At 59.9% G+C, this 3,439-nt stretch carries 2 protein-coding genes; both read right to left on the reverse strand.

Annotated elements, in window-relative coordinates; all coding sequences use genetic code 11:
- Positions 1-2,384 (reverse strand): LPD7 domain-containing protein (locus tag ACXJ5O_RS22120; protein WP_457301773.1); only part of this gene is annotated, 2,384 nt, incomplete at its 3' end.
- 370 nt (positions 2,385-2,754) lie between these two features.
- Positions 2,755-3,147, reverse strand: a complete 393-nt coding sequence (gene mobC / locus ACXJ5O_RS22125) for a plasmid mobilization relaxosome protein MobC (protein WP_457301774.1) — start codon at positions 3,145-3,147, stop codon at positions 2,755-2,757.
- Positions 3,148-3,439 lie beyond the last annotated feature (292 nt).

Raw genomic sequence — 3,439 nt, forward strand, 5'->3', positions numbered from 1 at the left:
GGCATTGGCCGTGTTGGATCCAGCTCAACGGCGTTTTCAGCGCGCCGTGCTGCACCGGCCTCGGACTGCGTGCGATAGGCGTGATCGCTGCCGCCACCGTCGAACGGCTTCTCGTTGGTTTGCGTTGACGTGTCTGCTTGACGGGCTTCACGGACAGCTTCGTTCTCTGTCCTTGCGCGAACAGCATCAAGAGCAAGGATGATTTCGGCCTCCGTGCTGAAGGGTTTTTCCACCGCCTGCGCCTGTGGCGACGCCTGCGCCTCGATTGGTGCAGCTGACTTCACAACATTGCCGGCGAGTAGGCCAGGACGCTCGGTCCCCAGGCGCTCGAGACGGTCGGTCTCGTGCTTGAGCTGAAACTGCAGTTCGGGGATGGCGATCTGGAAACCATGCTCGGCCGCAAGCTCGACAACAAGCGCTTTATAGCTGTTGGTACCGGTAACGGTCAGACTGCCCCATTTTTCGGCCGACACCTTCATGGCGGCAAGCACCGCTTGCCGGTCCTTCCATTCGTGAATCTCCACCTTTTTGCCGGTATCGACAAAGGCGGTCTTGCCAATCTCGCTATCTTCGTGAAGGCGGGAATAGCGAATGGTTTCGCCGCGTTTTTCAGACACGAAATTGYCAAAGTCGTGTCGCTTCGGCTCGACATATTTGTCACCTTCGACGGATCCGCGTTTGCGTTCGATGTTCTCCTGAGCGGCGATCATATCACGCTGACTTGCCTCAAGCTTCTTTCGAACCGCGGCGAGCTCCGGCAACTTGTCTGCCGGCAGGTTCTGTTCRACGATATTAAGCTGTGTATTCATGTCGTCGAATGTGGCTCTCATTGTCTGCAAATTRGCCATGTCGTTTCTCTCTCCTGTCGTATCAATAGGACGGGGCGTGGCGCGCTGCGCCGCTCCCATAACGGCTCTYGTCGCGCGGTCTTTGAATTCYAGGATTGTTGCTGTGGCWGGCTGGYCGAGCGGCTTGCGGTGTGCSGCAAGGTCYGGACTGACCACGAACTGATTAAAGGCAKCGGTGTGTGCSGGTTTTAGTCCGGACAGCTGCGACGGYGACACGTCAATATAMGATACACTGCCGCCCGTACGTTTCGCCATGCGCGTGGCCGCTTCGCGGTCGCGGGTGAACAGCGGCGCACTTGTTRAWGCGGCGCCCGGGCGATCGGCACGGTAAAGRCGGGTTGCGCCCGCCGCCAGGACMGGTTCCAAGCTCTGTTTCGCAGTGATCGCCTCGACCTCGCGCCAGCCCTGAAGTGCGGCACTCGCCCGCTGCTTGCCCTCTTCGCGGGTCGGCACATGGACGGCACCGTCGCGCACCGCATCAACACGCCGGCGCACATTGTCCGGCGCAATGCCGCGCGCAACACGGCGGATATCTTTCAGCTTGTAGCCGGGCGGATTGGCGCGTTCGAAACGGCTGAGCGCTTCCATCGGGATATGGCGCTCGCGAGCCTCATGTGCCAGCGTCTCGCGCCAGCGCTGCAAATCCGGGATCTTCGGGTCAAGCCGCTCGCCGGTCTCGGCCTTCATTTTGACGACCGCGTGAATGTGGATGTGTTGACGGTCCTCATGCAGGGCGAAGGCATATTTGTGACCGGCAAATTCCTTCGCCAACATGGCGCGTGCCGCCTCGACAAAGGCTCGGCTGTCGGTACCGGGCTTGGCGCTCAAAATGATATGGGCGACATCACGCTGCTCTTGGCTGCGCAGATCCCGCTTCCAGTCGCGAGCTTCCTTCAGATTGGCGTCATGGCCGATCAACGTGCTGTTCGCGGCAAAACTGCCATTCCTTTCCAGGCGCATGGTTTGCGCCACTCTGGTTCCGCCGCGGGTAAGCTGCGTAAGATAGCGGGTTGTACCCTCAACGCCGTGCGCAAAGCCGCGCACGTCAAGATTTGTATCGGCACCGAACGACCGGTCAAGGCGCTCTTCCAGCTGCGACAGCGATTTGCGGTTGTCGAAAATGCGCCTGGCCTTGGCGGTCTCGCCCTGACGGCGGGCCGCGGCGCTCATCACCAGATCGACATGTGTGGTGCCGTCCGCCTTGTCTTCCGCAGCAAAGGCAAAGCGATGACCGGGCAAGGCGAGTCTCAAGCCGGCTTCAATGGCGGAGAGCCCCGCGCCGCCCCGATAGTGTTCCCCCTCAATGGTGAGTGTCAGCCGCAGAACATCCTTGGTCGGCTCGCGCTCCGGCTCCGCATTGGTCCATTCAGTTGCCAATGCCGCCACCCCTTCGGACCCTGCAATCGTGCTGCCGTCTTCACGCTCAAGCGGCAGCTTGCCGCCCCGGCTTTGGTATTGAACCAAGGCGCGAACGCGGCTGCCGCCAGCGGCATAACTGGCAATCTTGACCACGGCGGCCTGCGATCCTGACGCCACCCGYACCCTYGCATTGAGGTTGTCAGCGGCARGTMTTGCGGTRGRAKCCGAAGCRCSACCCGCGGCCTTTGRTCYGGCTGCAGGTCCGGTGCGKGAYRSSSCCGTTCCGCCACCGCCGCCMCCAGCCTGCAGAAAACGGCGCTTYTCCCATTCGTCATTGAGCGAGGCGTCGATTGGACCAAACCCCGTGCGCGGCTTGCCGCCKGTGCGTGGTTTTCCGCTCGGGGATTCCGATACTGCCGGGCTCTTGTTGCGTCTCTTCGGCTTGGGCTTGTTACCGATCACGCCCACCTGGATGAGCGTCGCGTCGACCRCGGCCTGACGACGCGATCGGCGCCGAAAGGAAAGCGCCTCGAGGCCGGCAAACAGATCAGCCATGATCGATTGTTACCTGCCGCTTGGCGCGTTTGCGGGCTCTGGCACACAGGGAAACATAGTCCTCATCCTGGGCGATCAGCTCTAGCGTCAGACGGCCGATGCCAGCCTGCAGCGTGGCGTAGTCCGGCGTGCGACCGGAGTTGAGAATGCGCGCAATCTGGTTGATGTTGACGCCGATCGCCCGCAACTGTTTGGCATAATCCAGCACGGCATTTCGCGTTTCGCCATCGAATGTGGGGCCAAAACCACCCGCCTCCCGCGCCATGCGCCGCAAGGTTTCGCTCGCCGTCAGGCCGTTTTCGTCGCAGAAYATCCGGAAACGCAGGTTTTCTTCCTGGCTGAGACGCGCATGGATGACGTGAGTCTTGACCTTGTTCCTCGACACTGACCGTCTTCCTTCGCTTAATTCACGTTCCGGGCACCCATCGGGTGACTGCCGGAACGACTTTAAGCCCGCCCGGCAGGGGCACACGGACATTTCGTATCACGAAAAGTCCTATCCTGCCATCCCAATACCCTATCATTKTTCTTTTTTCTATTGTGATTTCAATATGTTATGGGTTTTCAATTGCTATAGGAAATTTAAATGGAACAGAGCGGTAAGGCATTATAAATCGCATAACTCACTGACCGTTTTGAGACGGGTATGCGTGGTCTAACTCCATTAAAATTACTTG

The organism is Phyllobacterium sp. P5_D12 (assembly GCF_054049495.1).